The sequence below is a fragment of the Nucisporomicrobium flavum genome (assembly GCF_016464385.1).
Classification (GTDB): Bacteria; Actinomycetota; Actinomycetes; order Mycobacteriales; family Micromonosporaceae; genus Actinoplanes; species Actinoplanes flavus_A.
Genome location: NZ_JADMLH010000004.1, coordinates 165,023 through 188,310, shown reverse-complemented (window position 1 = coordinate 188,310; position 23,288 = coordinate 165,023). Strand labels below are relative to the sequence as shown.

The window sequence follows — 23,288 nt, the reverse complement described above, 5'->3', positions numbered from 1 at the left end:
GCCTACATCCTCTCGGGCGCGCTGACGCCCAGCAGTGCCAAACCGTTCGCGATCACCGTTCGAGTGGCGTCGTTCAGCCACAGGCGGGAGCGCTGGAGGTCGGTGATCGGCTCGTCGCCCACCGGCAGCACCCGGCACTTGTCGTAGAACCGGTGGAATTCCCCCGCGACCTTCTCCAGGTAGTGCGCCACCCGGTGGGGCTCGCGCAGCTCGGCGGCCGTGGCCACCACGCCGGGGTAGTCGCCCAGCGCCTTGAGCAGGCTGTGCTCCTTCTCGTGCGTGAGCAGCTCGGGGTGGAAGTCCTCCGGCTCGCCCCGGGTCAGCCCGATGTCCGCGGCGTTGCGGGCAACGCTGGCCGTCCGCGCCGCGACGTACCGCACGTAGTGCACGGGGTTGTCGTTGCTGGCCCTCGTCCACTTCTCGATGTCGATGTCGATCGGCTGGTCCGAGGAGACGCGGGCGAGGGCGTACCGGGTCGCGTCGACCCCGAGCGCGTCGACGAAGTCCTCGAGCGTGATGACCGTGCCGGCGCGCTTGCTCATCCGCACCGGCTCGCCGTCGCGGACCAGGTTGACCAGCTGGCCGATGAGGATCTCCAGGTTGGCCGCCGGATCGTCGCCGAAGCACGCGACCATCGCCTTCATCCGGCCGATGTACCCGTGGTGGTCGGCGCCGAGCATGATGACGACCTTCTCGAAGCCGCGCTTGCGCTTGTCGAGGTAGTAGGCGCAGTCGGCGGCGAAATACGTCCAGTCGCCGTCGGACTTGCGCACGACACGGTCCTTGTCGTCGCCGAAGTCGGTGGTGCGCAGCCAGGTGGCGCCGTCGGCCTCGTACACGTGACCCTGCTCGGTCAGCCGGTCCAGCGCCTCCTGCAGCTCACCCCGGTCGTGCAGGTCCTTCTCGTTGAAGTACGTGTCGAAGTGGACGCCGAACTCGGCCAGCGACTGCTTGATCTCGGCGAACATCAGCTCCACGCCGAGGCGCCGGAAGGTCTCGAGCGCCGCCGGCTCCGCCTCCTCCAGCACGCCGGGCGCCTGCCCGATCACCGCCTGCGCGATCTCGCCGATGTACGCGCCGCCGTACCCGTCCTCCGGGGCGGGCTCGCCCTTGGCCGCCGCGTACAGGGACCGGGCGAAGCGGTCGATCTGCGAACCCGCGTCGTTGAAGTAGTACTCGGTGCCGACGTCGGCGCCGGCCGCCCGCAGCAGCCGGGACAGCGCGTCGCCGACGGCGGCCCACCGGACCCCGCCGATGTGTACGGGACCGGTGGGGTTGGCGGAGACGAACTCGAGGTTGATCCGCAGCCCGGCGAGGCGGTCGGTGTTGCCGTACTCGGCGCCGGCCAGCACCACGTCACGGGCCAGCACACCGGCCGCCGCCGCGTCCAGGCGGATGTTCAGGAAGCCCGGACCGGCGATCTCCACCGACTTGATCCCCGGGCGGCTGCTCAGCTCCTCGGCCAGCGCCGACGCCAGCTCGCGCGGCGGCACGCCGGCCTTCTTGCCGAGCTGCAGCGGCATCGTCGAGGCGTAGTCGCCGTGCTCGGGGTTGCGGGGCCGCTCCACCGTCGTCGTCTCGGGCAGCAGGGAGACATCGAGGCCGCGGGTGACGAATACGGCACGCGCAGCTGTGAGAACAGTGGAAGCGAGGTCAGCGGGAGTCACTGAGCCATGCTATCCGGGTAGACTTTGGCGCCCGGCGGCGTACCGGGGCGCTGCGTGCGGGCCCGCGCCGACCTCCCTGATGAATTGACGAGGCACGATGAGCATGAGCACCCCGGGTCCCGAGCGGGTCCCGTCCACCGTGAAGGTCGACAAGACGTCCGGCCAGGGCAAACCGCCCGCCGCGAAGTCGGGTGCCAAGCCCGGCGGGGGCTCCGGCGCCAGGCCCGGCAACCGTCCCGGCGGCAAGGGCCCGCAGGGCAAGGGCGGCGGCAAGGGCCGCAAGCCGGTCACGCCGGTCAAGGTCAGCGGCGGCCGCAACTGGGGCCCCATCCTCGTCGCCGGCGTCGTCGTGCTCCTCGCGGCCGGCATCATCGGGTACGGCGTCTTCGCCTCGATGAAGGGCGCCGAGACCTGGGAGGACAAGGCGGCCGGCATCGAGGGCATCGTGAACTACCGGGAGCAGAAGAACCCGCAGATCGACGCCCGGGACCACAAGGACGGCGCCCTCACGTACGTCACCAACCCGCCGGTCGGGGGCGCGCACAACGCGCAGTGGCAGAACTGCATGGGCGACGTCTACACCGAACCCATCGCCAACGAGCACGCCGTGCACAGCCTCGAGCACGGTGCCGTCTGGGTCACGTACAAGCAGGGCCTCGGCGCCGACCAGGTCGACAAGCTCAAGTCCAAGGTCCAGGGCAAGGACTTCCTGATGCTGAGCCCGGTCGCCAACCTCGACAAGAACATCTCGCTGCAGGCCTGGGGCTACCAGCTGAAGGTCGACAACGCCGACGACAAGCGCATCGACGAGTTCATCAAGGACCTGCGGGTCAACGCGACCCTGGAGCCCAACGCGGGCTGCTCCGGCGGCAACACGGCCACCGGCCCGGTCACCGGTGCGGGCAACGGCACGAACATGGACCAGCCGGGCAACTGATGACCGTCTCCACCGATCCCGGCCCGGCAGACCAGGACACCGCCGCGGCCGACGGCCCCACCCCGACCGGCGCCCGCCGGTTCGGGGCGGGCTGGATCGCCCTGGCGCTCGTCCTGGGCCTGCTGCTGGGTGGCGCCGCGGGCTTCCTCGGCGCCCGCACCATCGGCACCCCGGGCGAGGAATCGGCCGAGGCCGGCTTCCTGCGCGACATGAGCACCCACCACGCCCAGGCGGTGGAGATGTCGATGATCGCCCACGCCAACTCCACCAACCCGCAGATCGTCACCCTCGCCGGCGACATCGCCCTCACCCAGCACGGCCAGATCGCCACCATGCAGGCCTGGCTCCGCGACTGGAAGCTCAGCCTCACCGGCACCGGCGAGCCGATGGCCTGGATGCCGGGCTCCGAGGGCTCGATCCGCAACGGCCTCATGCCGGGCATGGCGACCCCGGAGCAGCTCGCGGCCCTGCGCAAGGCCACCGGCAAGGACCTCGACATCCAATTCCTCACGCTGATGCGCCAGCACCACGTGGGCGGCATCCACATGGCGCAGGAGATCCTCGACATGTCGGACAACAAGGACGTGCGCTGGATCGCGGACTCGATGGTCCGCGGCCAGCAGGGCGAGATCAACCTGATCGACTCCATGCTCAAGCAGATCCAGGGCGGCTGAGCGGCGCGCCGGGGAACCGGTTGGCGGGGGTTCCGGCGGGCCTGCTAGAGTTTCACCCGCTGAGCCCCCGTAGCTCAGGGGATAGAGCGTCGCCCTCCGGAGGCGAAAGCGCAGGTTCGAATCCTGCCGGGGGCACAAGTTCTCACCCGTACTTCTCAGGCCGCTGACCTGCCCAGACAGGTCCAGCGGCTTTTTCGTCCCCGCCCTCAGCGGTGACGCTAAACTCGCCGGCCATGGGCCTCCTCACGTTCAGCATCAACCTCACCCTGGACGGTTGCGTCGACCACCGGGAGGGCATCGCCGACGATGAGACGCACGCCTTCTTCACCCGCCTCCTGGACGAGAGCGGCGCGATGCTGTGGGGCCGCGTCACCTACGAGATGATGGAGGGGTACTGGCCGGCCGTCGCCCGCGGCGACCTGGAGGCTCCGCCGGCCATCCACGAGTGGGCGGTCAAGCTCGAGGCCAAACCCAAGTACGTGGTGTCGTCGACGCGTACGGACTTCTCGTGGACCAACAGCCACCGCATCGCCGGCGATCTGCGCGAGGGCGTGCAGAAGCTCAAGGACGCCACCCCGGCCGGAGTCCTCCTCGGAAGCGGCAAGCTCGCGACCGAGCTCGACCGGCTGAACCTCATCGACGAGTACAGGCTGCTCATCCATCCCAGGATCGCCGGCCACGGCCCGACGCTGTACCAGGACGGGCTGCCCCGCACGCGCGACCTGGAGCTGGTCTCGGCGGAACCGCTCCGCAACGGCGTGGTGGCCATGCATTACCGCCGCGCGAGCTGAGTCGCCGGGCTCCTGCCTCGGTCGTTCGGCCGCACCTCGGGACCCTCGCCTCTGCCCGCCCCTCCCCTGTCACGGTGAGTATCGAGACAAGCTCGGGTGAGGAGGGCCGTGGAGATGAGACCCGCGTTGTCCACCGCACCGGCCGGGACCGCGGCGACCCGTGAGTCCTGGCTCTCCGGCCTCTGCCTGAGCCTGGCGGGCATCGGCATCCTGATGGGCAGCATCACCGCCGAGGCCCTGTTCACCGGCGCGTACACCACCCATACCGACACCCTGAGCCACCTCGGCGCCTCGGAACCGCCGGAGAGCGTCGTCACGCAGCCGTCCGCGGCCGTCTTCGACGTCACCATGCTCGTGACCGGCGCGCTGATCGTGGCCGGCGCCTGGTTGATGCGCAGGGACGGTACGCCGAAGGCGCCCAGCATCTTCACCGCACTGCTGGGCATCGGGGTGTTCGGCGTGGGCGTCTTCCCGCTGACCCACCCCGGCCAGCACACGCTGTTCGCGATGACGGCGTTCTTCTCCGGCGGCATCGCGGTGATCCTGTCGGCACGCTCACTCGCTCAACCGCTTCGCACGCTGGGGATTCTGCTCGGTACGACGTCCCTGGCCGCCATCCTTCTCGGCATCTTCCTGATCGACTGGGCGCCGGTGGCGCGGCTCGGCGAGGGCGGCATCGAACGATGGAACGCCTACCCGATCGTGCTGTGGCTCGTCGCGTACGGCAGCCACCTGATGAGCGCCCGGCCGGATGGACGAAAGGGTGCGCCATGACCCACGCGATTGAGCACGCCCCGTCGCCGACCACGGATCCGCGTCCGCGCGGGGCAGCCACCTCCCCCACCGCAATCGGCCGCGTGGCGACCTGGCTCGCCGCGTCGGCCGGCGCGCTCGCCCTGACCGCAACGCTGGCCGGGCTGCTCGTCGACGACGTGTACGCCGGTGACGTCTCGACGGCGGAGATGTTCCGTGGATTCGACCTGGTGACCGCGATGGCCGTCGTCCCGGGCCTGGCCTGGGCCATGCACCTGGCACGGAACGGCTCCGCCCGGGCGCGCCTGATCGTCACCGGCCTGCTCGCCTACCTGATCTACACCTACGCCTACTACCTGTTCGGTACGGGGTTCAACGACCTCTTCCTGCTCCATGTGGCCGTCTTCGCCGCCGCATTGCCGGCCTTCACCCTGAGCCTGGTCACGGCCGATGCCGGGCCCGCCGCCGAGCGATCCGGCTCGCGCGTGATCGCCGGCATCCTGGGCGCGCTGGCGGTGGCGCTCGGCGGCATGTGGGTGTACCTGGCCGCGAGCAACGCCGCGACCGGCGGCGTGCCCGCCGGCAGCCGGCTCGTCGAGACCGACACGGTCGTGCACCTCGGGATGGCCCTCGACCTGAGCCTGCTCGTACCGCTGTACGCCACGACGGCCGTACTGCTGTGGCGACGCATGCGCTGGGGCTCCGTCCTGGCCGCCGTGGCTCTGGTCGCGGGCCTGCTGCATCAGGTCGACTACATCGTGGCCATGCCGTTCCAGGTAGCGGCCGACGTGCCCGGCGCGGTCCCGTACGACCCGGCGGAGCCCGTCATCGTGCTGCTGTACCTGGTCGCGACCGCCCTGCTGTTCCGCCGGGGCGGACGCCCTAGGCCCGGTCGTGGATGGTGACGGCGTACCCGTCGGGGTCGGTGAAGGTGAAGGTCCGCCCGAAGGGTCCGTCGAACGGCGGCACCGTGATCGGGACGCCGTTCGCGTGGAGCTTGTCGTGGACCCCCTGCGCGTCGTCCGCGCCCATCCACAGCACGACACCCGTGCCCGGCTGGGGCGTGACGGCGTCGAGGTCCACCCCAGGGAGCGGTTCCCGTACGGCGAAGGCGATGGTTCCGGTGGCGAAGACGACCGCGTGCGGCGGGGCAACCGGCGCGCGCTTGAGCCCGAGCTGCGTCTCGTAGAAGGTTGCCGCCTTCTCGAGGTCGCGCACCTGCAGGGCGATGAAGTCGGGTCCGGTGACGGTCATGGCGCTCTCCTCATGTCAGCATGTTGACACGCTCATTGTGTGTCATCATGTTGACATGAGTCAAGCCCCAGACTTCCGGCCCGTCGACGAGCAGGTCGGATACCTGCTGAAGAAGGCGGCCAGCGCGCTGCGGGCGGCGATGGACGACGCGCTCCGCCCCCTGGACCTGACCGTGTCGCAGTACGCGTGCCTCGAGCTGCTGCGCCAGCAGCCCGGACTGTCCGGCTCCGAGCTGGCCCGGGCGATGTTCGTCAGCCGCCAGTCGATGAACCTGGTGCTGAAAGGGCTCGAACGCCGCGGACTGCTGACCCGCTCGGCGGTTCCCCCGCACGGCAAGGCGTTGCCCACCGAGCTGGCGCCGGCCGGCTTGGCGAAGCTCGCCGCGGCGAACGAGGCGGTCAGCGCGGTCGAGAAGACGATGCTCTCCGCCCTGAGCCCGGAGGCCGAGCGACGGATGTGCGCGGACCTGACAACGTTCGCCGCGGCGCTGACCAACCTCGCAGGGGACGCCGAGCCCGAGTGAGCTAGCGGTCGGTGCTTCCCCAGCCGTTCGCGGCGTAGAAGTTCGCCGGGTCCATCCCGTTGAACAGCGAGGGGACGAAAGCCAGGTTCACCACGGCGAGCAGAACCGATCCCGTACGGACCCAGCGCGGCAGGGTGGCGGTCCGGTGCGCTCCCACGGCCAGCGCGACCAGGAACGCGGCGATGAGGATGCGTGCGATCGGGCCGTGCAGCAGCGCCATGCCGTTGGCCAGCGGGCCGTCGACCGTCGGGTCCCGGGATCCGTCGGGGTACTGCAGCGCCACGCCCGCCTCCAGTGAGGCGGCCACCAGGGTCATCGCGGCGTACACGACGCCCGACACCGCGGCGATGTCACCGGCCAGGCCGGCGCCGGGGCCGAGCATCCGCCGCGTCCCGGTGACGAAGACCAGGAACGCCGTGAAGATCACGACGGTCAGCAGGTTGCGGACGAGGACGTTTCCGGCCGGCGGCGGTCCGGCGTGGACGAAGTACAGCGGGATCATCACCAGCGACAGGGCGCCGGTGAGCAGGGCGCAGGAGCCGGTGAGTTTCCGGTCCGTACGGGTGAACATGTCACACACTCCTTTGTCGAGACCGGTTCAGGAGAGCGAGCAGAAGCACGGTGGCGAGACCCCAGACGAGCTGCATGGCCACGTCCGGCGCACCGTGCTCGGCGGCGACGGCGATCGCCCCGAAACCGGTGTGCGCCAGGAGCGCCCCGCCCAGGGCGGCGAGCTCATGACGGGGTGTCCAGCCCGGCACGGCGGTCCAGTGCCGGAGGGCCAGCCCGGCCGCGACGGCGACGACCGCCGCGACCACCATCGGCACCAGGACCCACAGCCCCTGCGTGAACGCCGGCTGCCGCGCCCCGCCGAACGGGTAGAGCAACCCGAGATACGCCAGCACGGCGGCGGCGCAGGCAGACCCGACGAGGGCCGGGCGAGGCGGGTCGGCGCCAGGCCGCTTCGAACCGGACGGCAACCGTACGGCGCACACCGCCAGCGCGACGATGAGCATGACGAGCACGGCCAGCGCCGGAACCGGAAGGGTGTAGCCGGGGTCCTCCGCCGGGGGCACCGAGGCTCGCAACAGTCCGACGCCGAGAACAGCCACGATCGCGGTGACGATCAGCCCGCCCCCGCGCAGGAAGGGCGTACGCCGCAACGCCGGGAAGATGCGCTCCACCAGCGCGATGGGGATCGCCACGCTGAAGACGGCGTGATACGGCAGGTTCAGCTCCGCGTAGGCGGCGTTGATGCCGAAGGGCCGCGGGGACCAGCCGGCGGCGCCGTACAGGTGGGGGCTGGTCAGGCTCTGCAGCGCGATGCCCTCCTCGACCAGCCCGTACGCCAGCCCCAGGAGCAGGATGCCGCCCCAGCCGGCACCGGTGCGCCGGGCGATCTCGCGGATCAGCAGGACACCGGCGCCGTAGACGGGCAGGTAGACGACGACCACCCAGATCATCGCGAGGGGGACCGTGCCGAGCGTCACCTCGGCGACCATCGGGGCGAGGACGACCAGGGTCAGCGCCGCGCGCCGGCGTCCGGGCTTGCGCGGCCGGGCCGGTGTGGTGAGAGGGCGCTCGGTCATGCACAGACGGTAGGGATCGCGCTGCCGGGGGCGCCTCCGCCGGCGGACGGGTCTTGCGGCTCCGACGTCAGGATGAGGGCCGCGGCCGCACCACTCCGAGGTCGTACGCGAGAACGACGGCCTGAACCCGGTCCCGGGCGCCGATCTTGCGCAGGATGGCCGACACATGGGTCTTGACGGTCGCCTCGGTGACCACGAGCCGGGCGGCGATCTCGGCGTTGGACGCCGCCCGGGCGACCAGCTCGAGGACCTCCCTCTCCCGGCCCGTCAGCGCGGACAGCTCGGGCCGGCGTACCGCCAGGTCGTTCGGCAGCGCCGTCACGAAGCGGTCGAGCAGCCGTCGCGTCACGCTCGGGGCGAGCAGCGCCTCACCCGCGGCGACCACCCGCACCGCCTCCACGAGGTCCGCCGGGCGTACGTCCTTCAGGAGGAACCCGCTGGCGCCCGCCCGGAGCGCGGCGTACATCGGTTCGTCCTCGTCGTATGTGGTCAGCACGACGACTCGCGGCGCGTCCGGGAGCGCGACGACCCGGCGGGTGGCCTCGATCCCGTCCATGCCCGGCATCCGCACATCCATCAGCACGACATCCGGGCGCAGCTGGGCCGCCAGCCGCACCGCCTGCTCACCGTCCCCCGCCTCGCCGACGACCTCCAGGTCCGCTCGGGTCTGCAGGATCATGCCGAAGCCCGCGCGGACCAGTTCCTGGTCGTCCGCGATCAGCACCTTGATGGTCACGTCCGCTCCTCCAGCGGCAGCCGGGCACGTACCCGGAACCCGCCGGCCGGGTCGGGTCCCGCCTCCAGCGACCCGTGGACCAGGGCTGCCCGCTCGCGCATCCCGACGATGCCATGCCCCTGCGGCCGGGCCTTCGCCCGGGTGAGCCGGGAGGCCGGCGGCCCGCCGTCGTCGCGGACCTCGACGAGCAGGTCGCCGCCGGCAAGTCGCAGCTGGACCTCGGCACGCTGCGCGCCGGCGTGCCGGAGGGTGTTGGTGAGGGACTCCTGGACGATGCGGTACGCCGACACCTGCACCCCCGCCGGGATGCCGGCTCGCTCGACCCCGTCGGAGCGGACCACCACCTCGAGCGCCGTCCCTGACAGCGACTCCACGAGCCGGTCGATGTCACCGAGGCCGGGCTGCGGTTCACCGTGGTGCCCGTCCGGCTCGTCGAGCGGGCGTACGGTCCGCAGGAACCGCCGCAGCTCCCCCATCGCCTCCCGGCCGTACGCCTCCATCCGCCGCACCGCCTGCCGGGCCCGCGCCGGGTCCGCGTCGAAGACGTCGTCCGCCGCGGCCGCCTGCACCACCATCACGGAGACCGTGTGCGCCAGGACGTCGTGCAGCTCACGGGCGATCCGGGCACGCTCCTCCAGGACGGCCCGGCGCGCCTCCGGCCGCCGGCGTGCCCAACCGGCCCGGCCCAGCGCTCCCCAGCTCCATGCCAGCAGTGGCGCCACGAACCCCAGGACGATCTCGACCACAGGAAGATCAGCGCGATCCCCGGCCCGACGGACGGGTACAGCACCGCGAGGCCGGCTCCGGCGACGAGCGCCGCGGCCATGGCGGCGACCGGCCGGCGTTCCATCGACCACACGGCGAGCATCTGCAGCCCTACCAGCGCAGCGGCCACGACGCGGCCGGGCACCGAGGTCAGGTGGTGCGGGGCGAGCAGGAACACCGGGACGAGCACCGCGCCCGCGCAGGGCAGGAACACGGGCCGCCACCAGCGCGGCAGCGCCACCTCGGCCGGGTCGGCCGGCACGGGGCTGAGATTCCGTCCGGACACGACATCATGGTCGCGCACCGGCGGAAGGTCCGGCCAGACTCCAGAGCGGGCCGAGCCGCGCCTGCCCGGCGTCAGCGACGGTCGAGCCCCGGGCGCCGGTCCGGCTCTTTCCAGGCGGCCAGCCCCGGCGCGAGCAAGCCCCAGAAAACCATGCCCAGGGCCGCAACCCAGGCCCACCACGGAATCACCGACTGCGGGCCGATGAGGTTGCTCATCCACTGGTACGCGACATCGAGATAGGCGTCCATGCGGCCTCCCCGTACTGATTGTGGTCCCCAATATCGGCCGGCCCGGTCGCGTCCTGAGCAGTTCGGCGTCAGGCGTACGGCGTGCCCACCGGGCACCGGCGAGGACCCGGAGATCTGATCAGGCGGGGCGCGTCATCAGGTTCGGGGTGCCCGCCACGCAGGTCACCGTCATGCGGATCCGGCTGGTGGTGTGCCGGAAGACCACCGCCACCGCGAGCGTGGGTCCGGCGTTCACGCGCTCCACCTCGTACGGCTTGGTCGGCTTCCACGACAGGAGCTCCGCCCGGTGGTCGTCGATGCACCGCGCCGTGACGCTGCCGCCTGCCGAGGTGAACGTTCGTCCCTTGGGCGACGGCTTCGGGCGGGGCTTGGCGGGAGCCGCCGGCTTCCGCTTCTTCGGCGGCGAAGCGGTGGTGGCGGTGGTGGCGGCGGTGGCGGACGACGCGGGTACGGACGGTTGCGGCCGGGCGTCGACGGGCTTGAGGGACGGTCGCGGCTTCGCCGGGGCGGGCGACGGCAGCACAGCTGCGGGCGCGCTCGGGCCCCGAGGCGTATCGGCCGGCAGCGCCAGCCAGGCGTGCGCGGCGAGTGCCACGGCCACCGCCACGACCCCCACCAGCAGCATCGTCCGCAAACGGCCCGGGCGTGACTCCGCCGGCTGCCGGCCCGAGGCGAGGACCCGCGCCGCCTCCGCCGCGCTCGGCCGCTCGGCGGGCTCTTTGCGCAGACAGCGGTTGACCAGGTCGACGACGGCGGGCGGCACCCCGGTGAGCTGCGGCAACGGCGTGGGTTCGACGTACACGTGTGCGGTGAGCATCTGAGTGGTGCTGTCGGTCGTCCACGGCGACTCGCCGGTCAGCAGGCGGTAGAGCAGCACGCCGAGCGCGTACACGTCGGAGGCCGGCTCGACCGCCCCGCCGATCACCCGTTCCGGCGCGAGGTATGCCGGGGTGCCCAGCAGCTCGTCGTCCGGCTCGACCGGCCCGGCGGTCGCGGCGAGCCCGAAATCGACGACCTTCGCGCCGTCCGGCGTGACCATGACGTTGCCCGGCTTCACGTCCCGGTGCACCAGGCCGTCGGCGTGGGCGGCCGCGAGCGCAGACGCCACCTGCGCGCCGATCGTGCAGATCTCCCGCGGCTCCAGCCCGCCGTTCCGCACCCGTTGCTGCAGGGTGACGCCGTGGACGAGCTCCATGACCACGTACGGGGTGAGCCGCCCGCCGTCGAAAGCCTCGCCGTAGTCGTAGATCTGCGCGATGTGGGGGTGCGACAGCGCCGCGGCGGCTCTCGCCTCGTCCCGGATGCGGGCGCGGGACTGTGCGTCCCCGGCGTACCGTCCGGCCAGCAGTTTGACGGCGACCAGCCGGCCCAGGACCTCGTCGCGGGCGCGCCACACCACCGCCATTCCTCCGCGCCCGAGGACGTCCAGCAGGGTGTAGCGGCCACCGAGCATCCGCTGCTGCGCCTCCACGGCGAGCCAGTCTGCCCGCCCGGCTGCGTTCCGCCCAGAGAGATCCTTTGACGGATGCGAATTTGAGTACACAGACCACTCAAATCGGTAAGTGATCACGTGTTCACGCACGGCTGCTTGCCCTGGGCGCCGGGTACACCAGAATGGATCTTCTGCGACGGCCCCTGGGAGGCGCCCGATGAACTCACCGCTGGGACGTCTGCTGCGCCTGCCGCCGCCGCGCACGCGCTACACGGTGGAGACCGGCGTCCGCATCCCCATGCGCGACGGCGTCGAGCTCCGGGCGACCCATTACGCGCCGCGGGACCGGGCGCGGGGCACGGTTCTGATCCGTACGCCGTACGGCCGCGGCCTGCCGGCCTCACTCCTGCAGGGCCGCATGCTCGCCGCCCGCGGTTACCACGTGCTGGTCGGAAGCGTACGGGGCACCTTCGGCTCGGGCGGCACGTTCGTCCCCATGGCGCAGGAGACAGCCGACGGGCAGGACACCGTCGCGTGGCTGCGGACCCGCGACTGGTTCGACGGGCGGCTCGCCACGCTGGGGGCCTCGTACCTGGGCTGGGCCCAGTGGACCCTCCTGCTGGACCCGCCGCCGGAACTGACGATGGCGGTGATCGCCGTCGGCCCGCACGACTTCCGCGACGCGGTGTTCGGCACGGGCGCGTTCACGTTGGGCGACTTCCTCAGCTGGAGTCACCAGATCGCCGGTCAGGAGCAGCGCGGCGTCAACCGGGTCCGCCACCTGGCGACCGCCCGCCGCCGCGTCCGGCCGGGACTGCACGGGCTCCCCCTGGCCGACGCCGCCGAGCCGGTGCTGCAGGGCCGCGCGCCGTGGTACCGGGAGTGGCTGTCACACCCTGAGGGCTCCGACCCGTTCTGGGACGCGTACCGGGCGGGGCCGGCGCTGGACCGGGTCACGGTGCCGGTGCTGCTGATCAGCGGCTGGCAGGACCTGTTCCTCGACCAGACCCTCACCCAGTACGAGACCCTGCAGCCCCGCGGCGCCGACGTGTCGCTCCTGGTAGGACCGTGGACCCACCTCGGGGTCGCGACGAAGGGCACCACCCGGACGGAACCGGTCACGCTGGCCTGGCTCGACCACTACGTGGCCGGCGACGCGACCCCGGCACCGGCCGGCACGGTCAGCGCCTACCGCACCGGCGAAGAGAAATGGCACGACCTTCCCCTCTGGCCACCCACGACCGGGCAGCGAGCCTTCACGCTCACCCCCGACGGCACCCTCTCCTCGGCGAAGACGGCACCCCCGGGCGCCGTGATCTTCCGGTACGACCCGCGCAACCCCACCCCCTCGGTCGGAGGCCGCGTCCTGTCGGGCAGCATGGGCGTCCGCGACAACCGCAAACTCGAGGCCCGCGGCGACGTGGTCACCTTCACCAGCCCGGCCCTCACCGCCGACCTCGACCTGGCGGGCAACCCCACCCTCGAGCTCGACATCTCGGTCGGCAACCCGTACGCGGACGTCTTCGCCCGCCTCTGCGACGTGGACCCGTCGGGCCACTCCCGCAACTTCTCGGACGCCCTGCTCAGGCTGGACCCGTCTGTGCCGGCGGGCGCGGTGCAGAAGCTCACGCTAAGGCTGGACTCCTGCTTCCACCGGGTACGGGCGGGACACCGGCTGAGGCTGCAGCTGTCGGGCGGCGCGCACCCCCGGTTCGCCCGGAACCTGGGCACGGACGGCAAGCCGGTGGACGGGGCGGAGCTGGCCCCGTCCGTGCACACCATCCACTGCGGAACGTCCCGGTTGATCGCGCCGATCACCTCGTAGCGGGCGGGCGGCTACCGCGCGGCCGGCAGTCACCGCGCGGCCGGCAGTCACGCCCCAGCCCGGCGGCTAATCCGGGTGCTTCATCCACCACTCGGTGAACTGTCGCGCCCGGCCGGTCTGGTCCAGCCGCAGCACCCACAGGTTGCTGTAGGTGCGGGCCGGATCCTCGTACCGGGTCGCGGCCTCCACGATCGCCAGGTCCTCCGTGACGATCACCGGATGCCAGTCGAACGTGGTGGTGCCGGGCGCGTCCCGGTGCTCCAGCCACCCCGCGACGATCGCTTCCCGCCCGACCCAGGGCTTGGCATACGGCTCGGTGAAATACGCCCCGTCGTCGGTGAACAGGTCGCCGATGTCGGCCGGATCGTTCGACTCCCAGGCGGCCCGGTAGCTCCCGATCCAGGCGGCGACCGCGTCCAGATTTGTCATGTCAGCTCCCCTGCCCGGATCCCGCCGTGTACGCCAGCCTCGAGAACTCCTTCTGCGCCCCGCTCCACAGGAAGTCGCTGACCTGGGTGAACGCGATGGCGATGAGGCGCTCGTGCGGATCGTTGAACCACGTGGTGCCGTAGCCGCCGGACCAGCCGTACCGCCCGGGGGCGGAGACGTCGTCGGCGGTGATGCTCACGCCCACGCCGAAGCCCCACCCCGATCCGCCGAGCAGCTGCCCCGCGGAGACGACCTGCTCCGGGGTCAGCCGGTTGGTGGTCATCAGCTCGACCGACTGCTCGGACAGCAGCCGGGTGCCGCCGTGGACCCCGCCGTCGAGCAGCATCCGGGCGAACGTGCAGAACTCGTCCACCGTGGAGACCAGGCCCGCCGAGCCGGACGGGAACCGCGGTGGGCTGCTCCACACCTCCGGCCCGGTGTTGGTCGCCGCCACCAGCTCGCCCGTGCCCGGCTCCCCCGCGTACGAGGCAGGCAGCTCACGGGCCCGCTCGGCCGGGAGCGAGAAGCCGGTCTCGCGCATGCCCAGCGGGTCGAACAGCCGCTCGCGCAGCACATCGCCCAGCGGCTTGCCGGCAGCACGCGCGAGCAGGACGCCGAGCACGAGCGTGCCGGTGTTGTACTGCCACTTCTCACCCGGCTGGGTCATCAGCGGCAGCGTGCCGAAGCGGCGGATCCACTCGTCGGGGTCGTGCGGGGTGCGAGGGTCCGGCGGCCCCATCACGAGCTCGAGGTCACGGGCGGCCTCGACGATCGGCCACGGCGGGTCGAAGGTGGGCTCGGTGATGAGGCCGTGTCCCATGCGGAAGGTGAGCAGGTCCTCCACCGTGATGGGGCGGTGCGGCGCGACGGTGTCGTCCAGCGGGCCGTCGATGCGCGCCAGCACCCGCTGGCCCGCCAGCTCGGGCAGCAGCTTGTGGACCGGCTCCTCCAGGTCGATGACGTCGTCCTCGACGAGCGCCATCGTCGCGGCGGCCAGCACCGGCTTGGTGAGCGACGCGATCCGGAAGATCGTGTCGCGGCGCATCGGCACGGCGCCGCCGAAGCTCGTCACCCCGATCGCGTCGGCCCGCACGTCGTCGCCGCGAGCCACGAGCGTGACGATCCCGGGGAACTCGCCGCGCTCCATGCGTGCCGTCATCGCCTCGTGCAACGTCATGCGGACCACCTTGCCAGGCCCGTACGACAGAAATCAGAACCCGGCGAGAACGATCTTCCCGACGGTGGCGCCCGCCTCGACCGCCGCGTGCGCCTCCCGCAGGTTCGCGGCGGTGATGCCGTCGATCCGCCGGGTCAGGGTCGTGTGCAGGACGTCCTTGTCGACGAGCTCGGCCACCTGCCGCAGGATCTCGTGCTGGGCGGTGCTGGTGGGGTCGTACAGGGAGCGGGTGAACATGAGCTCCCAGTGCCAGGCGATGCTCTTGGACTTCAGCGGCAGCAGGTCGAGGTTCGGCGGCTCGTCGATCGCGACCACGGCACCGAACGGCCGCACGATCGTCGCGAACGTCTCGATCATGCCGGCCGAGTGCGGCGTGAACACGTAGTCGACGCCGTCGGGCAGCGCCTCGGCGAGATCGTCGTGGTGGTTCACGACGCGGTGCGCGCCGCGTTCCAGCACCCAGCGCCGGGATTCCGGGCGGGACGCCGTACCGATGATCTCCAGATCCGTGAGCCGGCGGGCGAGCTGGACCAGGATCGACCCGACGCCACCGGCCGCGCCGAGCACCAGCAGCGTTCCGGTGCTCTGCGAGGTCAGCCGCAGCCGGTCGAACAGCGCCTCCCACGAGGTCAGCGCGGTCAGCGGCAGGGCGGCCGCCTGCGCGAAGTCCAGCGACGCGGGCTTCGGTCCGGCGATGCGCTCGTCGACCAGGTGCAGCTCCGCATTGGTGCCGGGACGGGCGATGGAGCCCGCGTACCAGACCTCATCGCCCGGCTTGAAGAGCGTGACGGCGGCCCCGGTCCGCTCGACGATGCCGGCGGCGTCGTAGCCGAGCACCTTCGGCTCGCCGTGCGGGTCGCTGCTCGCCCGTACCTTCACATCCACCGGATTGACCGAGACGGCCCGGACCCGCACGACCAGGTCGTGGTCGCCTGGTTCGGGCACCGGCAGCTCGAGATCCAGCAGGGAGGACGGGTCCGAGATCGGCAGGTTCTTGCGGTAGCCGACCGCGCGCATGAGTTCAGCCATGCCGCGGACGCTATTCCGTACGCCCCAGTTACCGTCAACGGATACTGGTATCCAAAGGGAACTAAGATGGCCCGATGCCGACCACCTCCTGCGGGCGTACGCACGACGTCTACGACGCCTCCTGCCCGTGCCGCCACATGCTGGATCTGCTGGCCAACAAGTGGAGCGCGCTCGCGCTGGGCGCCCTCGAGGACGGCCCTCGCCGCTTCGGCGCGCTGCGCACCAAGCTCGACGGCGTGAGCCCGAAAGTGCTCACCGCCACCCTGCGCAGGCTCGAGGAACACGGCCTCATCGACCGTACGGTGTACCCCGCGGTGCCTCTGCACGTGGAGTATTCGCTGACGCCGCTCGGCAGGGACGCGTGCGAGCCGCTGGCCCTGCTGCGCAGGTGGGTGGTGGACAACATCGAGCGCTTCCCGGAGGCGGCGGTCCCGGCCGGCGCGCGTGCCACCTCGCGGGCGGCCTCGGGCGCGTAGGCGGGCCGCCCCAGGAATGTCGGACCCCCGGGCTAGTTTCGTGTCGTGACGAACGAGTGGCGGCAGCTGCCCGCACCGGCCCGGCCCATCGCGGCGGCGACCTCCGCCGCCGTGGCGGGTGCGCGCGCCCATGACGAGGTGGCCCTGGCCGAGGCGATCGCCGAGCTCAGCGCGCAGGACCAGACCCAGGCCGGGCTGATCCTCGGCACGGCGGTGCGCCTCTTGCTGGAGGACGCGCATCCGGACGGCCTGGATGCCGACGACGTGCGCGGCGTGCTGGCCGGCAGCGTCCGGGCCGCTGCGGCGTGGTGCCCGCGGGTCGACCCGCAGACGATGCTGTATCTGCTGGCGGGCGCGCTGGGGGTCTGGGAGGACGACGGCTCGCCGCCGCCCAAGCCTGAGGAGCTGGCGTTGCACACGGCGCTGCTCATCGACCACCTGATCGGGCCGCGACCGATGACGGAGGTGATGACGGCGACGCTCGACGAGATCCAGCGAGCACAGCTCAACGACTGACTCCCACCGGCGTGGCGGCCTCGGTTTCGCGGTTCTTCGAGCGGAACGCGTGGCGGTAGGCGTGCGGGCTCGTCCCCACGACCCGCTTGAACCGGTCCCGGAACGCCGTGGGCGACCCGAACCCGACCGTGGCGCCGATGCGGTCCACCGTGACCGCCGTCGTCTCCAGCAGATGCTGCGCGCGGCGCACGCGGGCCAGGTGCAGCCACTGCAGCGGCGTCGTGCCGGTCTGTTCGCGGAAGCGCCGGTTGAGAGTGCGCGTGCTCATCCCCGCCTGGGCCGCTATCTGCGCCATCGTCAACTCGCGGCCGCAGTTGTCGCCGAGCCAGCGCAGGAGCGGCTCCATCGTGGAGCCGCGCGGGGCGGGTGGCTGCTCGGCCACCATGAACTGCGCCTGGCCGCCCTCGCGTTCGAGCGGCATCACGGAGAGCCGCGCGGCGTCCGCGGCCACGGCCGAGCCGTGGTCGCGCCGGATCATGTGCAGGCACAGGTCCAGTCCCGCCGCGGCGCCGGCCGAGGTGAGGAACTGGCCGTTGTCGACATAGAGGACACCGGGATCGACGTCGACCGCCGGGAACCGCTCGGCCAGCTCGGCGGCGGCGATCCAGTGCGTGGTGGCGCGGCGCCCGTCGAGCAGCCCGGTCGCCGCGAACACGAACGCGCCCGCGCAGATGGAGGCGATCCGGGTGCCGCGCGCCGCGGCCGCGCGGAGGGCGCTCACGACCTTTTCCGGTACGGGCACAGCAACGTCCGCCACCCCGGGAAGGATGACCGTGTCCGCCTCCTCGACCACGTTCAGTCCGTGCGGCGCGCGTACGACGAAAGCACCCGCGGCGACCTCACCGTCCGGCGCGCAGACGCGCACGTCGTAGGGGGCGCTGCCGTCCGCGAGGCGGGTACGGCCGAACACCTCGAGCGGCGTCGACAGGTCGAAGGCGACGACGCCGTCGAGGGCGAGTACGGCCACGATGTGCATGCCACCGGAGCCTAGCCGTACCCGTGGCTGAAATCCGTTGGCATGTGGCATTCCGGCCACTGTCGGCGAGTTTCCGTGCTCCCTACCGTCGGCTACCGTGACGAAACTGCTCCTGTCCCTGCACGTCCTCGCGGCCATCGTGGCGATCGGCCCGGTGACCGTCGCGGCCAGCATGTTCCCCGCCGCGCTCAGAAAGGCGCCCTTCGGCGGCACCGCACCGGCGCTCCTGCACCGCATCTGCCGCGTGTACGCGGGACTCGGCCTGCTCGTACCCGTGTTCGGCCTCGCGACCGCGAGCAGCCTGGGCGTCCTCACCGACGCCTGGCTGATCGCCTCGATGATCCTCACGGCCCTCGCCGGCGTGATCCTCGCCTTCGTGATCCTCCCCGCCCAAGCCGCGGCCCTCGCCGAGCCGGGCGGACCCCGCCCAACCCTCGCGGAGCCGAGCGCGCAGACTGCGAGCACGAGCACGACCGCGCCGGCCGGGCAGAACCAGCGGGGAGCGGCCCGGCTGGGCATGGTCACCGGCGTGTTCAACCTGCTGTGGGCGACCGTCGTCGTGCTGATGATCATCCGCCCCGGCTCGACCACGGGGGTGTGAGCGTGCCGTCGCGCCCCCTGCGCCTCGCCGCGCTGATCGAACTGGCCTCACTCCTCCTGCTCCTCGCCAACCTCGCGACCGTCCACGTACCCGAGGTCGCCTCGCTGGTGGGGCCCGTGCACGGGTGTGCGTACCTGGTCGTCGTGGGAGCGACGCTGCGGGAGAGCCGGGACGGGCCGGCCAGGCTGCTCGCGGTCGTGCCCGGTATCGGCGGTCTTCTGGCGATTCGCCGGATACACCGGACGCTCGGACGTCGAAGTCGGCACGCCCGGCTGAATCGATGAGCGGGTACGGGTCGTTGAGCCCTGCGGTGACGGCATCCGGCCGCGCCGACAGTTGCCCGACAGGAGGCCCGTCATGGCCAAGGAACGACCGGTCGCCGCCGGCGGCAGGACGGCCGATCCGCGGGGCCGGGAGTCCGCCCCGCCGCGCCCGCACCCGGCGCGTTCGTCGCCGGCGCCGGTGGCTCCCGGCCCGCGCCGCCCGCCGAGCGCGACCGACCCGCGCCCGATCGCGTCCCCGTTCCTGACCGACCCGGCGCAGCAGGCGGACGCCCCCGCCGACGAGACCCAGCCGCCGACGGTGGGCGCAGCCGCAACGGAAACCGCAACGGAAACGACCGCCGCGCCGCTCGAAACGGCCGAGGCTCGGACAGATACCGCGGAAGAAGCGCCGGCGGCGGCCGAGGCCCCCCAGGCGACCGCGCAGGCCGACACCGAGCAGCGGGACGCACCGAGCCGGGGCGTGGCGAAGGTCCCCGCCCCCTGGCCGGGCCTGCAGTTGCAGCCGATGGTGCACGTCGCCGACATGCCCGCGGCGGTCGCGTTCTACGAGAAGCTCGGCGGCGACCTGGTGCACGGCGAGCGGGACGGCGACTGGGTGCTGATGCAGGTCGGTACGTCCCAGGTCGGGCTGGTCACCCGCCCGCCGGACCCGGCGCGCGGGGAGAGCACTGTCGAGCTGAACTTCTCCGCCACGATGCCGCTGGACCGCCTGGAGCGGCTGCTGCGCGACCGGGAGGTCCGGATCGTCCGGATGGCCGTCGACCCGGACCTCGGTACCCGCCTGCACGTGGAGACGCCCGACGGCATGCCGATCAAGATCCACCAGGTCGAGCCGGACCTCTTGATCTGAGGGTGCCGGTTGATCCAGGTACCGGGGCCGGCCCGCGCTACCCGGCCGGGCCCGGCCTCGGCGGCGGGCAGGCGGCGGACCGGTGCGCCGCGGACGGCACCGCCAGCCGCAGGATCAGCAGCCCGGCCAGCGCGCCCGCGGTGTTGGCGATCAGGTCGTTGACGTCGACCGTACGGCGGCTGCCCACCGTGAGGCCCAGCACGAGCTGCACCAGTTCGATCGTCGCGCTGGCGGTGGCCGCGTACGCGGCGAGCCGGCGGTAACGGTCGGCGGCCGGCCGGAGCAGCGGGACGAGGATGCCGAACGGGATGAACATGATGACGTTGAGCGTGAAGCTGGGCGCGTCCACGTCGCCGGGGATCCAGTGGAACATCTCGGCGAGCGGCTCGTCGGCCCAGTACGACGCGGGGTGCGGGCGGATCGGGAAGATGGTGATGGCGATGACGCCCGCCGCGTACAGAAGCAGCATCCCGACCGTGACCCGTCGCCCCATGATGGGTCAACGGTAGGCCACCCGGGAGGAGCACGGCCCGGGTCCACGCCGGACGGTCAGGCGCCGCGGGGGGCGTACATGATCAGGGCGACGCCGGCGAGGCAGCACGCCGCGCCGATGAGGTCCCAGCGGTCCGGCCGGAATCCGTCGACGAGCATCCCCCATCCGAGGGACCCGGCGACGAAGACGCCGCCGTAGGCCGCCAGGATCCGGCCGAAGTTCGGGTCGGGCTGCAGGGTCGCGACGAAACCGTACGCGCCGAGCGCCGCCACCCCGAGGCCGACGTACAGCAGGCCGCGGTGCTCGCGGACACCCTGCCAGACGAGCCACGCTCCGCCGATCTCGGCGACGGCGGCAAGCAGGAACAGGGCGACGGAGCGCAGCACGGACATGCGCTGCATTCTGCCCGGCAGGAAACGTCCGGGCGGCGGCGAACGGGAGACGCGCCTGCGGACCTCCGCCGGGCCGGCAAACCCGGCGGGGTCCCCCAGGACCGTCGTCAGCTGGGGCGCAGGCCCACCGAGGTGCGCGGGGAGGGCGGTTCGGCGCAGCCGAGGAGGCCGACCAGGCCGGAGATCCAGAGCTGCCGGTACACGGTCGGGCTGGGGTGGCTCACCGCGAGCTTCACGCCGGACGCGGCGGCCGCGTGGAAGCAGGCGACGAGGATGCCGATGCCGATGCTGTCGATCAACATCACCCGTTGGAGGTCGAGGTCTATCTTGCCCGGCGTCTGCGCGGTCAGGACGTCGTTGACGGCGTCCCGCAGGACGTGGGCGTTGTCCAGATCGATTTCCCCGCTGGGGGCGATCTCGACGGTGCCATCGGCCAACTGGCGAGTGGTGATCGGCAGATACACGGCTGCCCTCTTCCTGGCGTCGTGCGGGCGACGCCGAACGTTCCGCGAGGTCTTCGCGCTACCAGCCGCGCGGCTCGGCACCTCACCCGGGCGCCGGCTGGACCTCGGTGCCGGCTGGACCTCGGTGCCGGCTGACCTGGCCCCGACAACTATCCGCTGGTCTGCAAGTTACGCCAGGTAGGCGCGGAACGCCAGGGTAGTTCATCTGGCCGGAATGTGCTGGATCGGTCACCCCCGGTCGGCGCGAGATTGACGATCCACTGTTCCGGGCCGAATACTCACCGTATGCGTGGGGATGCCGTGCGACATGGTTGACGTTCACCTGAGGACGGTGACGCCCCCCTTGGCAGACCGCGCCACGGCGGGTTTTCGCAGTTCCGACATCGAGGACATGCGATCGTTGCTGGCCAGCTTCTTCTATCCGCTGGCCATCGGTACGCCCGACGGTGCGGAGGGCTTCCAGTTCCGCGCGGATGTGATCCAACTCGGACCGTTGACCGTCGGTCATATCGGTTTCGGGGCCGCCGTCTCGATCGCGTCGACGGATCTGGACGCCTACCACGTCACCATCCCCACGTGCGGCCGCGTGCACGTCCGGCACGCCGGTCAGGAGCTCACGGCGGACCCCGGCACGGCCGTCGTGTACGGCCCCGGCAAGCCGGTGTACACGCTGCACGACGCGCACTCGGCCGAGCTCGATGTCAAGATCGAACGCTCGGCGCTCGAGGCGGAGCTCGCCGATCTGCTGGGCCATCCGGTCGACGGCCCGCTGGACCTGCCGGCGCAGGTGGCACTCGGCGACGGCGCGGTACGCAGCTGGAGCGAGATCGTCCGGATGCTGCACGCCGAGATCGCCCGTCCGGGGAGCCTGATCCGGCAGCCGCTGATCGCCGAGCACCTGCGCCGCAGCATCGTCTCGGGGCTGCTGCTGAGCATGCCGCACCGCTACACCGAGGAGCTCACCGCGCCGGCGCCCGCGATGCCGCCCCGGGCCGTACGGCGCACGATGGACGCCATCCGCGACGAGCCGGAGCGGCCGTTCACGGTGGCGGACCTGGCCCGCGTCGCCGGGGTGAGCGTGCGTTCGTTGCAGGAGGGGTTCCGGCGGCACGTGGGGTGCGCGCCGATGGCCTACCTGCAGCAGGTACGCCTGACCCGGGCGCACGAGACCCTGCGCGCGGAGGATCCGGGCCGCACGACGGTGGCGGCGGTGGCGCACCGCTGGGGTTTCGCCCACCTCGGACGGTTCGCGTCGGCGTACCGGACCCGCTTCGGGGTGTCGCCCTCCGACACGCTGCGGGCGCGGGGGTAGGCGCTACTCGCCGGGATCGCAGCGCCGGCGCCGAGGGAATTCGTCGACCCTGGCCGACGTCTCGTGGAAGCCCTCGAAAAGGTTGCCGCGGGTCGGCGTCCAGTCTCGCCAGGGCCCGAGGTGCCGGGGCACCGCGACCGCCACCCCGTCGCCCGCGCCCTGCAGGGCACGCAGGTAGGCCAGGACCCGGCCGGCCGCCGTACCGCCGTCCCGGGCCAGGGCGGCCAGGGCCTCGCTCTCGTCGCCGAGGTCGGCCCCGCGCGCCCGCAACGACGCCACGAGCGCCTCGAGCAGCCGTACCACCTCACCGGCATCCCGCTCGGCGTCGGGCAGACTGCTCACCTCGCCTCGCCCCGCTCGGCCGGGCCGGAGTGGGGCCACGCTGTCCAGCGATCGCTCATATCATGTTCCCCTCGCCACGGGCGTGCGCCTTCCCCGCCGGAACGCTCATACACGTGGCACGGCAGAAATGTATTCGGCCCGCTACGCACCGTCCATCCGATGCGCGCGGCGGCTGTCCGAATCGCGCTCGCTTGGTGCCCCAACGAATCGATCGTCCGATTCGGCGTGGGTGCGTGGAGAACTGCACCGGGGGGTATGCCGGGGTCCAGGACGCACATGTGGCTCTTGGAGGACCGATGACCGATCAGAATCAGCCGCCGCTGGAGGAGACCCCGGAGGTGGCCGACGCCATCGAGGACGACGTCGCGGTGGACGCCTTCATCACCGGGGGCGGCCCCGACTCCGACAACCCCCAGTTCCAGCAGCCGGGCGAGGAGCCCGCGGACCCGACGCGTACGGCCCCCTGA

At 72.1% G+C, this 23,288-nt stretch carries 31 protein-coding genes and 1 tRNA gene; 15 read left to right on the top strand and 17 right to left on the bottom strand.

Annotation, left to right across the window (positions count from 1 at the left end):
- Positions 1-2: 2 nt before the first annotated feature.
- Complete coding sequence (gene argS / locus IT780_RS12535) at positions 3-1,667, bottom strand: arginine--tRNA ligase (RefSeq protein ID WP_199511667.1); 1,665 nt, start codon at positions 1,665-1,667, stop codon at positions 3-5.
- Positions 1,668-1,764: 97 nt separating this feature from the next.
- Between argS and IT780_RS12530 the strand changes: the two genes are divergently transcribed.
- The 6 genes from IT780_RS12530 to IT780_RS12505 all read left to right on the top strand — a co-directional run bounded on the left by IT780_RS12530 (position 1,765) and on the right by IT780_RS12505 (position 5,727).
- Positions 1,765-2,604 (top strand): thioredoxin-like domain-containing protein, encoded by an 840-nt coding sequence (locus tag IT780_RS12530; RefSeq protein WP_199511666.1) that lies wholly within the window; start codon positions 1,765-1,767, stop codon positions 2,602-2,604.
- Positions 2,604-3,278, top strand: a complete 675-nt coding sequence (locus IT780_RS12525; RefSeq protein ID WP_199511665.1) for a DUF305 domain-containing protein — start codon at positions 2,604-2,606, stop codon at positions 3,276-3,278. The genes IT780_RS12530 and IT780_RS12525 overlap by 1 nt, the downstream gene beginning before the upstream one ends.
- Positions 3,279-3,341: 63 nt before the next feature.
- Positions 3,342-3,413 (top strand) — tRNA-Arg (locus IT780_RS12520).
- A gap of 98 nt (positions 3,414-3,511) precedes the next feature.
- On the top strand, positions 3,512-4,069 hold the full coding sequence (locus IT780_RS12515; RefSeq protein ID WP_199511664.1) for a dihydrofolate reductase family protein: 558 nt from the start codon (positions 3,512-3,514) through the stop codon (positions 4,067-4,069).
- A 114-nt stretch (positions 4,070-4,183) separates the two neighbouring features.
- Positions 4,184-4,843 (top strand): DUF998 domain-containing protein, encoded by a 660-nt coding sequence (locus tag IT780_RS12510; protein ID WP_233412775.1) that lies wholly within the window; start codon positions 4,184-4,186, stop codon positions 4,841-4,843.
- Positions 4,840-5,727, top strand: a complete 888-nt coding sequence (locus tag IT780_RS12505; RefSeq protein ID WP_199511662.1) for a hypothetical protein — start codon at positions 4,840-4,842, stop codon at positions 5,725-5,727. Before IT780_RS12510 ends, IT780_RS12505 begins: the two co-directional genes overlap by 4 nt.
- On the opposite strand, the gene IT780_RS12500 is transcribed toward IT780_RS12505, so the two are convergent.
- Positions 5,705-6,076, bottom strand: a complete 372-nt coding sequence (locus tag IT780_RS12500) for a VOC family protein (RefSeq protein WP_199511661.1) — start codon at positions 6,074-6,076, stop codon at positions 5,705-5,707. The two genes, IT780_RS12505 and IT780_RS12500, sit on opposite strands and share 23 nt — an antisense overlap.
- 55 nt (positions 6,077-6,131) lie before the next feature.
- Here IT780_RS12500 and IT780_RS12495 point away from each other — a divergent pair, with 55 nt between their 5' ends.
- A complete protein-coding gene (locus IT780_RS12495) occupies positions 6,132-6,599 on the top strand; it encodes a MarR family winged helix-turn-helix transcriptional regulator (RefSeq protein ID WP_199511660.1) in 468 nt (155 codons plus the stop codon).
- Between the two features lies 1 nt (position 6,600).
- Here IT780_RS12495 and IT780_RS12490 read toward each other — a convergent pair whose 3' ends face one another.
- The 7 genes from IT780_RS12490 to IT780_RS12465 form a co-directional block, all read right to left on the bottom strand.
- Positions 6,601-7,170 carry a hypothetical protein gene (locus IT780_RS12490; protein WP_199511659.1) on the bottom strand — a complete coding sequence of 190 codons (570 nt, stop codon included), beginning with the start codon at positions 7,168-7,170 and terminating at the stop codon, positions 6,601-6,603.
- Position 7,171: 1 nt separating this feature from the next.
- Positions 7,172-8,188 (bottom strand): AF_0692 family protein, encoded by a 1,017-nt coding sequence (locus IT780_RS12485; RefSeq protein WP_199511658.1) that lies wholly within the window; start codon positions 8,186-8,188, stop codon positions 7,172-7,174.
- 67 nt (positions 8,189-8,255) lie between these two features.
- Positions 8,256-8,924, bottom strand: a complete 669-nt coding sequence (locus IT780_RS12480; RefSeq protein WP_199511657.1) for a response regulator — start codon at positions 8,922-8,924, stop codon at positions 8,256-8,258.
- A complete protein-coding gene (locus IT780_RS41785) occupies positions 8,921-9,499 on the bottom strand; it encodes a sensor histidine kinase (protein WP_233412718.1) in 579 nt (192 codons plus the stop codon). Before IT780_RS41785 ends, IT780_RS12480 begins: the two co-directional genes overlap by 4 nt.
- A complete protein-coding gene (locus tag IT780_RS41780) occupies positions 9,499-9,975 on the bottom strand; it encodes a hypothetical protein (RefSeq protein WP_233412717.1) in 477 nt (158 codons plus the stop codon). Before IT780_RS41780 ends, IT780_RS41785 begins: the two co-directional genes overlap by 1 nt.
- 71 nt (positions 9,976-10,046) lie before the next feature.
- Positions 10,047-10,223 carry a hypothetical protein gene (locus tag IT780_RS12470; protein ID WP_199511656.1) on the bottom strand — a complete coding sequence of 59 codons (177 nt, stop codon included), beginning with the start codon at positions 10,221-10,223 and terminating at the stop codon, positions 10,047-10,049.
- 118 nt (positions 10,224-10,341) lie between these two features.
- Positions 10,342-11,694, bottom strand: coding sequence for a serine/threonine-protein kinase (locus IT780_RS12465; protein ID WP_307831158.1), 1,353 nt, complete (start codon positions 11,692-11,694; stop codon positions 10,342-10,344).
- Between the two features lie 178 nt (positions 11,695-11,872).
- Between IT780_RS12465 and IT780_RS12460 the strand changes: the two genes are divergently transcribed.
- Positions 11,873-13,480 (top strand): CocE/NonD family hydrolase, encoded by a 1,608-nt coding sequence (locus IT780_RS12460; RefSeq protein ID WP_199511655.1) that lies wholly within the window; start codon positions 11,873-11,875, stop codon positions 13,478-13,480.
- 66 nt (positions 13,481-13,546) lie between these two features.
- On the opposite strand, the gene IT780_RS12455 is transcribed toward IT780_RS12460, so the two are convergent.
- The 3 genes from IT780_RS12455 to IT780_RS12445 are packed head-to-tail and all read right to left on the bottom strand — an operon-like array spanning position 13,547 to position 16,115.
- Positions 13,547-13,909, bottom strand: coding sequence for a nuclear transport factor 2 family protein (locus IT780_RS12455; RefSeq protein WP_199511654.1), 363 nt, complete (start codon positions 13,907-13,909; stop codon positions 13,547-13,549).
- A 1-nt stretch (position 13,910) separates the two neighbouring features.
- Positions 13,911-15,086, bottom strand: a complete 1,176-nt coding sequence (locus IT780_RS12450; protein WP_199511653.1) for a serine hydrolase domain-containing protein — start codon at positions 15,084-15,086, stop codon at positions 13,911-13,913.
- Positions 15,087-15,119: 33 nt separating this feature from the next.
- Complete coding sequence (locus IT780_RS12445; RefSeq protein WP_233412716.1) at positions 15,120-16,115, bottom strand: zinc-binding alcohol dehydrogenase family protein; 996 nt, start codon at positions 16,113-16,115, stop codon at positions 15,120-15,122.
- Between the two features lie 74 nt (positions 16,116-16,189).
- Here IT780_RS12445 and IT780_RS12440 point away from each other — a divergent pair, with 74 nt between their 5' ends.
- Both IT780_RS12440 and IT780_RS12435 read left to right on the top strand, forming a co-directional pair.
- On the top strand, positions 16,190-16,591 hold the full coding sequence (locus IT780_RS12440; protein WP_199511652.1) for a winged helix-turn-helix transcriptional regulator: 402 nt from the start codon (positions 16,190-16,192) through the stop codon (positions 16,589-16,591).
- A gap of 45 nt (positions 16,592-16,636) precedes the next feature.
- On the top strand, positions 16,637-17,107 hold the full coding sequence (locus tag IT780_RS12435; RefSeq protein WP_199511651.1) for a hypothetical protein: 471 nt from the start codon (positions 16,637-16,639) through the stop codon (positions 17,105-17,107).
- Here IT780_RS12435 and IT780_RS12430 read toward each other — a convergent pair.
- A complete protein-coding gene (locus IT780_RS12430) occupies positions 17,097-18,083 on the bottom strand; it encodes a GlxA family transcriptional regulator (RefSeq protein ID WP_199511650.1) in 987 nt (328 codons plus the stop codon). The genes IT780_RS12435 and IT780_RS12430 overlap by 11 nt on opposite strands.
- Positions 18,084-18,180: 97 nt before the next feature.
- On the opposite strand from IT780_RS12430, the gene IT780_RS12425 reads away from it, so the two are divergent.
- The 3 genes from IT780_RS12425 (at position 18,181) to IT780_RS12415 (ending at position 19,818) form a co-directional block, all read left to right on the top strand.
- Entirely contained in the window at positions 18,181-18,684 is a 504-nt protein-coding gene (locus IT780_RS12425) for a hypothetical protein (protein WP_199511649.1), read from the top strand.
- A 2-nt stretch (positions 18,685-18,686) separates the two neighbouring features.
- Complete coding sequence (locus IT780_RS12420) at positions 18,687-18,968, top strand: DUF3817 domain-containing protein (protein WP_199511648.1); 282 nt, start codon at positions 18,687-18,689, stop codon at positions 18,966-18,968.
- Positions 18,969-19,041: 73 nt separating this feature from the next.
- Positions 19,042-19,818, top strand: coding sequence for a VOC family protein (locus IT780_RS12415; protein WP_199511647.1), 777 nt, complete (start codon positions 19,042-19,044; stop codon positions 19,816-19,818).
- A 37-nt stretch (positions 19,819-19,855) separates the two neighbouring features.
- On the opposite strand, the gene IT780_RS12410 is transcribed toward IT780_RS12415, so the two are convergent.
- From IT780_RS12410 to IT780_RS12400, 3 genes are all read right to left on the bottom strand, one after another.
- Positions 19,856-20,311 carry a VanZ family protein gene (locus IT780_RS12410; protein ID WP_199511646.1) on the bottom strand — a complete coding sequence of 152 codons (456 nt, stop codon included), beginning with the start codon at positions 20,309-20,311 and terminating at the stop codon, positions 19,856-19,858.
- A 56-nt stretch (positions 20,312-20,367) separates the two neighbouring features.
- Entirely contained in the window at positions 20,368-20,703 is a 336-nt protein-coding gene (locus tag IT780_RS12405; protein WP_199511645.1) for a YnfA family protein, read from the bottom strand.
- A 107-nt stretch (positions 20,704-20,810) separates the two neighbouring features.
- Positions 20,811-21,167, bottom strand: a complete 357-nt coding sequence (locus tag IT780_RS12400) for an STAS domain-containing protein (RefSeq protein ID WP_199511644.1) — start codon at positions 21,165-21,167, stop codon at positions 20,811-20,813.
- 391 nt (positions 21,168-21,558) lie between these two features.
- Between IT780_RS12400 and IT780_RS12395 the strand changes: the two genes are divergently transcribed.
- Positions 21,559-22,479 (top strand): AraC family transcriptional regulator, encoded by a 921-nt coding sequence (locus IT780_RS12395; RefSeq protein ID WP_233412715.1) that lies wholly within the window; start codon positions 21,559-21,561, stop codon positions 22,477-22,479.
- 3 nt (positions 22,480-22,482) lie between these two features.
- Here the strand turns inward: IT780_RS12395 and IT780_RS12390 are convergent, their stop codons facing one another.
- Positions 22,483-22,821 (bottom strand): hypothetical protein, encoded by a 339-nt coding sequence (locus IT780_RS12390; RefSeq protein ID WP_199511642.1) that lies wholly within the window; start codon positions 22,819-22,821, stop codon positions 22,483-22,485.
- A gap of 296 nt (positions 22,822-23,117) precedes the next feature.
- On the opposite strand from IT780_RS12390, the gene IT780_RS12385 reads away from it, so the two are divergent.
- Positions 23,118-23,288 carry a hypothetical protein gene (locus tag IT780_RS12385; protein WP_199511641.1) on the top strand — a complete coding sequence of 57 codons (171 nt, stop codon included), beginning with the start codon at positions 23,118-23,120 and terminating at the stop codon, positions 23,286-23,288.

Coding starts and splice junctions, on each gene's coding strand:
- IT780_RS12450 (WP_199511653.1), bottom strand. CDS start 15,086: ATGACGTTGCACGAGGCGATGACGGCACGCATGGAGCGCGGCGAGTTC.
- IT780_RS12515 (WP_199511664.1), top strand. CDS start 3,512: ATGGGCCTCCTCACGTTCAGCATCAACCTCACCCTGGACGGTTGCGTC.
- IT780_RS12485 (WP_199511658.1), bottom strand. CDS start 8,188: ATGACCGAGCGCCCTCTCACCACACCGGCCCGGCCGCGCAAGCCCGGA.
- IT780_RS12525 (WP_199511665.1), top strand. CDS start 2,604: ATGACCGTCTCCACCGATCCCGGCCCGGCAGACCAGGACACCGCCGCG.
- IT780_RS12495 (WP_199511660.1), top strand. CDS start 6,132: ATGAGTCAAGCCCCAGACTTCCGGCCCGTCGACGAGCAGGTCGGATAC.
- IT780_RS12500 (WP_199511661.1), bottom strand. CDS start 6,076: ATGACCGTCACCGGACCCGACTTCATCGCCCTGCAGGTGCGCGACCTC.
- IT780_RS12410 (WP_199511646.1), bottom strand. CDS start 20,311: ATGGGGCGACGGGTCACGGTCGGGATGCTGCTTCTGTACGCGGCGGGC.
- IT780_RS12510 (WP_233412775.1), top strand. CDS start 4,184: ATGAGACCCGCGTTGTCCACCGCACCGGCCGGGACCGCGGCGACCCGT.
- IT780_RS41785 (WP_233412718.1), bottom strand. CDS start 9,499: ATGGTGGTGCAGGCGGCCGCGGCGGACGACGTCTTCGACGCGGACCCG.
- IT780_RS12430 (WP_199511650.1), bottom strand. CDS start 18,083: ATGCACATCGTGGCCGTACTCGCCCTCGACGGCGTCGTCGCCTTCGAC.
- IT780_RS12385 (WP_199511641.1), top strand. CDS start 23,118: ATGACCGATCAGAATCAGCCGCCGCTGGAGGAGACCCCGGAGGTGGCC.
- IT780_RS12445 (WP_233412716.1), bottom strand. CDS start 16,115: ATGGCTGAACTCATGCGCGCGGTCGGCTACCGCAAGAACCTGCCGATC.
- IT780_RS12530 (WP_199511666.1), top strand. CDS start 1,765: ATGAGCATGAGCACCCCGGGTCCCGAGCGGGTCCCGTCCACCGTGAAG.
- IT780_RS12405 (WP_199511645.1), bottom strand. CDS start 20,703: ATGTCCGTGCTGCGCTCCGTCGCCCTGTTCCTGCTTGCCGCCGTCGCC.
- IT780_RS12505 (WP_199511662.1), top strand. CDS start 4,840: ATGACCCACGCGATTGAGCACGCCCCGTCGCCGACCACGGATCCGCGT.
- IT780_RS12455 (WP_199511654.1), bottom strand. CDS start 13,909: ATGACAAATCTGGACGCGGTCGCCGCCTGGATCGGGAGCTACCGGGCC.
- IT780_RS12415 (WP_199511647.1), top strand. CDS start 19,042: ATGGCCAAGGAACGACCGGTCGCCGCCGGCGGCAGGACGGCCGATCCG.
- IT780_RS12490 (WP_199511659.1), bottom strand. CDS start 7,170: ATGTTCACCCGTACGGACCGGAAACTCACCGGCTCCTGCGCCCTGCTC.
- IT780_RS12395 (WP_233412715.1), top strand. CDS start 21,559: ATGCGATCGTTGCTGGCCAGCTTCTTCTATCCGCTGGCCATCGGTACG.
- IT780_RS12470 (WP_199511656.1), bottom strand. CDS start 10,223: ATGGACGCCTATCTCGATGTCGCGTACCAGTGGATGAGCAACCTCATC.
- IT780_RS12460 (WP_199511655.1), top strand. CDS start 11,873: ATGAACTCACCGCTGGGACGTCTGCTGCGCCTGCCGCCGCCGCGCACG.
- IT780_RS12440 (WP_199511652.1), top strand. CDS start 16,190: ATGCCGACCACCTCCTGCGGGCGTACGCACGACGTCTACGACGCCTCC.